The organism is Methanofastidiosum sp. (genome assembly GCA_020854815.1).
Taxonomy (GTDB): domain Archaea; phylum Methanobacteriota_B; class Thermococci; order Methanofastidiosales; family Methanofastidiosaceae; genus Methanofastidiosum.
The window spans coordinates 1-7,156 of record JAHKLW010000092.1 but is presented as its reverse complement, the minus strand read 5'-3'; the positions used below and the strand labels follow the sequence as shown (position 1 = coordinate 7,156).

At 37.7% G+C, this 7,156-nt stretch carries 7 protein-coding genes; 1 reads left to right on the top strand and 6 read right to left on the bottom strand.

The features are described 5' to 3' along the window. Positions 1 to 4,557, bottom strand: a 4,557-nt coding sequence (locus tag KO464_10435) for a carboxypeptidase-like regulatory domain-containing protein (protein ID MCC7573776.1), incomplete at its 3' end; no start/stop codon positions are given. Between the two features lie 621 nt (positions 4,558 to 5,178). On the opposite strand from KO464_10435, the gene KO464_10430 reads away from it, so the two are divergent. Then, positions 5,179 to 5,304 (top strand): type II toxin-antitoxin system HicB family antitoxin, encoded by a 126-nt coding sequence (locus tag KO464_10430; GenBank protein MCC7573775.1) that lies wholly within the window; start codon positions 5,179 to 5,181, stop codon positions 5,302 to 5,304. Here the strand turns inward: KO464_10430 and KO464_10425 are convergent. From KO464_10425 to KO464_10405, 5 genes are all read right to left on the bottom strand, one after another. Beyond that, positions 5,301 to 5,639, bottom strand: a complete 339-nt coding sequence (locus KO464_10425; protein MCC7573774.1) for a DUF86 domain-containing protein — start codon at positions 5,637 to 5,639, stop codon at positions 5,301 to 5,303. The genes KO464_10430 and KO464_10425 overlap by 4 nt on opposite strands. Continuing rightward, the gene (locus KO464_10420; protein ID MCC7573773.1) at positions 5,636 to 5,929 is read right to left on the bottom strand and encodes a nucleotidyltransferase family protein; all 294 of its coding nucleotides are present in this window, start codon (positions 5,927 to 5,929) and stop codon (positions 5,636 to 5,638) included. The genes KO464_10425 and KO464_10420 overlap by 4 nt, the downstream gene beginning before the upstream one ends. Positions 5,930 to 6,006: 77 nt before the next feature. After that, entirely contained in the window at positions 6,007 to 6,228 is a 222-nt protein-coding gene (locus KO464_10415) for a hypothetical protein (GenBank protein MCC7573772.1), read from the bottom strand. A gap of 145 nt (positions 6,229 to 6,373) precedes the next feature. Beyond that, the gene (locus KO464_10410) at positions 6,374 to 6,664 is read right to left on the bottom strand and encodes a nucleotidyltransferase family protein (protein MCC7573771.1); all 291 of its coding nucleotides are present in this window, start codon (positions 6,662 to 6,664) and stop codon (positions 6,374 to 6,376) included. A gap of 51 nt (positions 6,665 to 6,715) precedes the next feature. Beyond that, complete coding sequence (locus tag KO464_10405) at positions 6,716 to 6,937, bottom strand: hypothetical protein (protein ID MCC7573770.1); 222 nt, start codon at positions 6,935 to 6,937, stop codon at positions 6,716 to 6,718. Positions 6,938 to 7,156 lie beyond the last annotated feature (219 nt).

Sequence of the window (7,156 nt, the reverse complement as noted above, 5' to 3'; positions counted from 1 at the left end):
GTATCGTAGGTAGCTTCTACTAAGTGCTGTGTCAACGATGACTGTTGATTCTCCTGATGTGACCTGCTCTTCTACAGTAGAGTATCCGCCTTTTGTGATTCTGACTGTGTGTGTTCCAAGCTTAAGGCCTGTAACAAGCAGCTCCCCTTCTGAGTCAGTTATTCCTGATAGCACCCCATCGACATAGACGCTTGCCCCAGCCAGTGGTGCACCGCCTGCATCCTTTGCAGCAACTCTAATCGAGCCTGTTGCTGGTGCCAGTGTAATTGACACTGAAGAGGTCTGATTTGAAGTAATGTTTGTTGACTGCTGAAGGCTTTCTGCAAATCCAGATGCTACTGCAGATACCCTGTATGGGCCTGGTGCTAGCTGTGTTGTTCCAACGCCATTTGTTGTGGTAATTGATCTAACTACTGCACCTGTGCTTGACCTGATTGTGACAGTGGCTGTGTTTATTGTTGCGCCCTTATCATCTTTGACAGATACTGATAGCGTACCTCTTATCGCATTTAGCACAATATTTCCAAGGACTGATTGCAGGTTCACTGTCTGCTTTGACTGGACGCTAAAGGAAGAGGATGTGTATGCATCGTATCCTGCCTTTGAGATTGTTACAACATATGTTCCAGGAAGCGCATCAAATGAGAACTGGCCTATAGTATTTGTTGTCTTTGTATCGACAAACTCCTCGCCAGGATATTTCTTCAATACCACAGTTGCTGAAGATACGATTTGTCCTGAATCATCCTGGACAATTCCAGTGACTGTTCCCTTTGTTTCAAGGATTACAATCTTTTCTCCAGTTGTGAGTGATGTTGGCTGTAAATCTCTTAGTTCCTTCTCATATGCTGGGATCTTTATGTAGTATGTGCCTGTTGATGGCAGAGGTGATGACTGGAACTTTCCTTCGCTGTTTGTAAGCCTGCTATCTACCTTTACATCTGTAGACTGGTTGTATATGTCTATCAAGACGTTTGGTGCAGCTGTTCCTACCGCATCAAAGTATACTGATCCCCAGACATACCCTTCTGTACCGGGTACTGTTAGAGTTATCGTCTGCGATGTGTTTCCGTTGATTGAAACTGTGCTTGTTCCATAATCAGTATATCCAGAGGCTGTGACATTATTTATTGTGTGGCTTCCTCCTGAGAGTGCAGTAAAAGTTACCTGTCCTGCTGCATCAGTTGTCTGTGCTGTACCGTCAACTGTGACTGTTGCACCTGATATTGCGGTTCCGCCTGCATTTTGGACTGTTATTGTAAGGTTCCCAGGAGATAGTGTAACTGGTACACAAACTCCAGCTTGACATGTAAAGCCTGCTGCACATGGTATAGTTGCAGAACATTGTGGTGTTGCTGGTTGCTCATTATCAGGCACGTTTACTGTGAAACTCCATGGAGCTGTGAACTGTGTCCTGTTTCCTGCTGTGTCTACCGCACAAACTCTCCAGAAGTATGTTCCGTTAAAGAGTGGTGTCTGGATGGTGTACCCCATATTAAGTAGTAAATTGTTATCTGGATTAATACCTAATACTTGGAATACTCCGGCAATATCTGTTGTCTTGTCAGGTGGGAATGTGATGTCTGTTGAATACTGGATTATGTAACTTGATATTTCTCGGACTACACAATCACATCTGGAGTGCCTCCATTCTAGAGATGGATTTCTTGTGTTTGTAGTGAATCCATTTGAAGGCGATCTAAGTCCAAGTGCAATTTGGTCTCTATTTGCAGTAACTATTGGGAAACAGCCAGTTGGCCAAGTTTCACATGTGCCATTATCTCCTGCAGGAGAATCGCCCCATAACAATGGGGGGGAAGTACTGACACGGAAATTTCTGGTAAGTGAATTAGTTCCAACGTTTCCTGCAGAGTCAACTGCATATACTCTCCAGTAGTATGTATTACTTGGTTGTGTCAGCAGGGTTTCAGGAAAATCCGAAGTTGGAGTAAAGGTAGGTGATGTCAAGGGACCTCTTTGATATGTAGCAGCTAACCAGTTTGGATCAAATGTAGATGGACTTGGCCAAGCAGTAGTCCCGTCTGTTGGTCCTAGGTCCCCTGGAAAAGTTGGGTCTCCAGATATTTGAATATAATACCTTACTGGATTAGAGAGATCATTTGTATCTGAAATTGCCGACCAAGTAAATGTCGGCCTCTTGTTCTGACTAACTTGACCGTCATTTAATGTAAGTAAACTTGGTGCTGGTGGTCCAGTTGTATCAACTGTAAATCTCCATGTTCCAGAATATGCTTGAGAATCCAAGTTTGATGAAACAGCCCAGTACCAGACCCCATCTTCAAGTATTCCTATAGGAGGTGTTGGTGGGGTTGAAACTGAAACATCGTATGAGGTGCCTCCAGTGAATCCGTTTACTGCAATCTTGTCAGGATACAGAGTATAGTTTAGGAAGATATTGTCCCCTCTTGAAAGCCTAATATTATATGATATTGCAGTTGGAACTGCACCCCATGTTAAAATTGGATCATTATAATTTAGGAGTGATAAATCTGTTGGGGATGTAAGCCCTGGTCTTACAGTTGAAACTGAGAACTGTCTTGTTTCAGAATATGGACTTTGATTTCCGAGTTTGTCTGTAGCCCATACTCTCCAAAACCATGTTCCGTTTGCAAGGGATTGTGATTTGTGTTCTCTTATTGTTCCAGTTATAGTCCAGTTGTTGTATGGAAGAGCATCTCCTGTAGCACAAAATACAGGTGAAGGTAACGCAGTTTCATCTATATCAACACTTTGTGTTATAACATTTGATGTGAAATCAGGGTTTGTGGAGTATTGGATGTTGTATGTGATACAGTTATTTTGACCTGGATCTGCAGGCCTTTCAGAAGTCAAATCTGTTATTTTATTAAATTTGAAATCTACAACATTTTGATGGCCTGGAACTGAATATCCGTTATTTGGGAAATTCAATGCCGGTGAATCTGTTGTAGTACTTACGTAGAAGAATGCTCCGTCAGAATCTAACTCTGTTGGTAAATAATCTGGAGCAACTCTTGATGCATCCCACTCAGGAAGATCTATAGCTGTTCCTATATTTCCAGAAGTACTTGTTCCCGATATTGTTATTTGTGCCAATCCATTGTTTGTACTTCCAGTTGGAATATTATATGTTGCAGTGAAAAGGGAACCTGGCGCATTTCCTGTTACTGTCAGATTGGTCCATGTAGTCTGATTGTGTAGTTTTACCTGAACAGTTGGCCTAGCACTCAAAATTTCTGATGAGCGGATACTAATCTGCATTGTTCCTGCTCCGAGGACATCAGGAGTATCATCATAGTCAATTTTTGGAGTCTTAATGTAACGAACTCTAAAAGTGGGCACTGATGAAGGAGTCGAAACTGTAAAGCTCCTTGTTGTGTGCGAAGCAGGTGTACCGCTAAGATTGCCCAAAGAGTCTGTTGCCCACACTCTCCAGTACCATACGCCTGTAGTTAACCCCGATGCAAGATAGGAAGTTGTAGGTGAAGTTGTATATCTTGTATAAACATTTGACGCGAATGTGGATGATGTAGAATATTGTAAAGTATACTCTACTGGAGCAGCGGCATCAGTTATATCATTCCATGTGAAGGTAACGTCACTTGCTTCTATAGCACCATTAGCTGGAAGGGTTAATGTCGGCTTATCACATTGCGAATCTACAACAAAAGTTGGTCCATCTAACCCTGTAGTTCCAGCGATTATAGTATTTCCTATATTACCTGCCCTGTCAGTAGCATTTATAGTCACCGTAGCCAATCCGTCACTTGCACCGTTTGTACTTGTGATGCTATATGTTCCTATAAGTGTGGTAGTTGGAAAACCCCCAGACTGTGATCGGAAATTTCCTGCTGCTGGAGGATTTGTAGTTGAAGTGGTATAAGTAAGATTTTGGAGAGTTTTGTTTTGCTGTTTAACAGAAATTGTTGGAGTGGCAATTATAGGATCATTGGCTACAATTGTAATTGTGATATTTCCAAGTCCAAATGTACCGGGAGCAGGGGCTACGCCTGCAACATTGGGTGTTTTAGAATAACTCACAGTGAAAGTAGGTTTGGTATTATCCACTACTACTGAAGGAGACAGAAGTAGTGGCGATAAATTACTGCCAGTATTATTTATAGTCCATGTATGAGGTCCTTCGCCAGCAGTAACTTGAACTAAATCTAGGTTAATAGTACGTGTTCCTGTAGAAGTAATGTTACAGGTATACACCATTTTTTTTGCAGCAAGAACTCCATCCGCATCACTACTTGCATAATCAATAGTAAATCCTGTTGATGTCGGCTGAACACCTTTATCTGCAAGAACAAATCCTGCGGGAGCTATTATTTCTACTCCTGTCCAAGAGGGAGAAGGCGTTCCAGTGATATTGAAATTAAACCTTACCCTAACAGGCATAACATTGCCATTAAGATAGGGTTGTGTATAATTATTGGCACTTGTCGTGATATTGACACTAATACTAGCAGCACTAACCTCCTGAAACTCAATTGCACCAAATAAACTAAAAACTAACAATGATCCAAATATAAAACTTAAAATCTTCTTATTCAAACAAATCTACCTCCTTTCTTGAAACGATCAGTTTTTTTATCATAACACTTCTATCATGATTTATGTTAATCATGTAATTATCTCTATTAATTTCATTATATTTTAGTCCATTATCCTCATTATAATATCTCAAGCCAATACCTCCCTAACGTGAAACGATATATAAATATTATCATGAAACAATTTTTCCTCAATTTCAGAAAATGAAACCATCATAATCAGCTCTCCTCCAGCATCTTTACCATCTTTTCCAGAAAATCCTCCCAGTTCTCAGCCTTCATCTTGCCCTTCCACTCAATGAGCTTGAAGTAGAGATCGTCTGGGATGCCCTTAATCGTTATACTTTTCATCAATTAACCCCTATGATTAACAATTATCAGTTTTCGTCATATATATGTATAAGCTGTTATCTAGTATCATTATCATTTATCACTAATAGTATTTAAAGCTTTCGCATTTATTGCTTATCAATGTAAATACTTCTTAAGAAATCTTTGGAGTTTTTGCTGTTAACACTGGCTAAAATAGTGATAAATATGTATTAGAAAAGTTTATATCCAAAGTAACAGATAGGAAATAGGTGATTCTCTGGAAAAACTACATCTTCCAATTATTATTGAGATGGATGAAGACGGCGTATATATAGTAAGTTGCCCACAACTCAAAGGTTGCCACTCCTATGGAGAAACTATAGAAGAAGCAATGGAAAACATCAAAGAAGCTATAGAGCTTTGCTTAGAAGATTAAAGTTCCTCTAATACTCTTTCTAAAAGTAATTTGACTTTAGGTATTTGAATTTTTATAGAATCCCAAACTAACTTATAATCTACACCAAAATAAGCGTGTATCAAAGTGTTTCTCATGCCTGCCATGTTTTTCCAAGGGATTTCTGGATGTCTGTCTTTTATATCTTGGGATATGTTCTTCGATGCTTCTCCTATAATCTCAAATTTTCTAATTACTGCACTCACAGTTTTATCATCAGAGATTAGTTCATTATATGTCATACCATTAACAAATCTCTCAATAGAATTTATTGCCTGAATTATATCCTTAATAAGAAGAGTTTCATCTCTTTTTATACAATCACGACCTCTTTTAAGATCTGGTCTTTTAATTCCGGTCTTAAAGCCCTTTCAGAAACAACATCTACCTTTATTTTTAATTTATCTTCCAGTAAATCAGAAAGCCCTACAAGGTCAAATAGTGTTGCTCCTTCGTAAAATCTAACTAGAATGTCTACATCACTGTATTTATTTTGTTCTCCTCTTGCATATGAACCAAAGATACCAATAATCTCAGCTTTATAATTATTCTTAATCTCAGTCTTCAAAGAATTTAATATTTTTATTATTTCGGTTCTATTTCTCATCAAATCTTCCTAATGATAATACATCTTAATTATTTATATTATTTAGTATTGAATTTTCTATTTAAGTGCTTAGAAGTTTAAGCAATATAGTGTTTTCTCAAGGATTTATTTACTTTTTTGCCAAGAATAATTGTATCTTCTATAGTAAGGGTGCTTCTATCCAAACTTTTTTCCATCTCTTCTAAAAAGGAGATTTTTTCTATTATCGCATTTTTAACTATTTCAGACCAATTTATATCAGAAAATTTCTCCATTTCTAGTTTAATATCTTCGGGAATTGAAATAATATCAGATTTCATCTGAATAATAATTATAAAAGTAATATATAAAATTTGGCTTTTACAAATCTGCCCAAGCGTTATCCCCCTCTACAGTTACCCAATCTTTTTTAGAGAGGATTTACTCATTACAGAAATTTCAAGAATATCCTCCTGTAAAATATCCTCACTTTCTTTCTTCATAAATCACGACTAAGTCTTCCATTACATTAGCTTTAATGATGGGCCTCAAGTTTTCCTCTGTAAATAAATCTATCTTTTTCCCCAAAATATCTTCTAGCTCAAAACCTATTCCTATAAATTCCAATAGACCTTTTGTCTCACTAAACTCTACCAGAATGTCTATATCACTATCTGGCCTTTCCTCCCCTCTTGCATATGAACCAAATATTCCAATTTTTATAGCACCGTGTTTTTTTAAAAGTGAAATAATAATCTCATTTTCTTTTGAATTCATGAATTATATCTCTTTCTAGCGTATTTATCGATTGTCTATTACTAAAATAAATCAAATCAAAAATAAGAGTAAAGAAACTGGAAGACATCCATAGCTACTACTGAAACCATAGTTATCTTTTGTGACTAAGATACCTCCACCAAAGGATTTAAAGTTTGATAAATCAGATTTTTTTATAGTACTCTGATACTTAACTTCGAAAGGATATATTTTATCCTCTGTTAATAAAAGAAAATCGACCTCTTTTCCTTTTTTGTCCCTATAGTAACACACGTGATCTTCTGGATCTGAATGTATGTAAATTATGTTCCACAGCCGATTTTTGACAAGTCATTTATAAATAAGACAAAATTTTATTGGTGGGCCTCTAGCAATATTTGGCTCCTACCAGTATGCGTCTTCAATTGTCCCTACCCCTTCACCCAGGTCACTTAAAGTAAATGTATTTTTATCATCTTTTATGGTGAGTTCTTTAGGTATTATAGCATATTG

Excerpts from the sequence above, each read along its gene's own strand:
- KO464_10430 (MCC7573775.1), top strand. The coding sequence starts at position 5,179 with ATGGATGAAGACGGCGTATATATAGTAAGTTGCCCACAACTCAAAGGT.
- KO464_10420 (MCC7573773.1), bottom strand. The coding sequence starts at position 5,929 with ATGAGAAATAGAACCGAAATAATAAAAATATTAAATTCTTTGAAGACT.
- KO464_10415 (MCC7573772.1), bottom strand. The coding sequence starts at position 6,228 with ATGAAATCTGATATTATTTCAATTCCCGAAGATATTAAACTAGAAATG.
- KO464_10410 (MCC7573771.1), bottom strand. The coding sequence starts at position 6,664 with ATGAATTCAAAAGAAAATGAGATTATTATTTCACTTTTAAAAAAACAC.